The sequence below is a fragment of the Mycobacterium asiaticum genome, assembly GCF_001673315.1.
Classification (GTDB): Bacteria; Actinomycetota; Actinomycetes; order Mycobacteriales; family Mycobacteriaceae; genus Mycobacterium; species Mycobacterium asiaticum_B.
This window is the reverse complement of the sequence record NZ_LZLQ01000117.1, coordinates 1-501: the sequence shown is the minus strand read 5'-3', so window position 1 is coordinate 501 and position 501 is coordinate 1. Positions and strand designations below refer to the sequence as shown.

The 501-nt window shown below is 69.5% G+C and carries 1 protein-coding gene; it reads left to right on the top strand.

Annotated elements, in window-relative coordinates:
- On the top strand, positions 1–278 hold a 278-nt coding region (locus A5636_RS17785; RefSeq protein WP_065159963.1), incomplete at its 5' end, for a hypothetical protein.
- Positions 279–501: the final 223 nt, after the last annotated feature.

The window sequence follows — 501 nt, the reverse complement described above, 5'->3', positions numbered from 1 at the left end:
GCGGCCCCGGCACCAAGACGGGGTGGTCGGCGATCTTCGAAGATCTGTCCCGGCGCAGCCGTCCGGAGCCGGAGACGACCGGCGAGGCCGGTGACGGAGTGTGGGCCATCTACACGGTGGACGCCGACGGCGGCGCCCGCGTCGAGCAGGTGTACGCAACCGAACTCGACGCCCTGCGCGCCCACAAGAACAACACCGACGCCAAACGCAAAGTCCGGTTCTTGCCGTACGGCATTGCCGTCAGCGTTCTCGACGATCCGGCCGACGAACCCGCCTGACCGACCAACGCGGCCCATTCCCTGCAGACGGTGGTCGCAACGTCGTCCGCATGTTCCAAGTGCGGATCCGAGCCGCGCGCGGGTGCGCGCTTCTGCCGCACAGGACGCGGCGCATCCGGCCGCGGCGCTCGATAACGCTGCTGCACACCGAGTCTGGACCCGCCGGCTACGAAGGGTATGCGGCGCAGGCCGAAGCGATGGCGTGAGGCGGATCAGCCCTGCT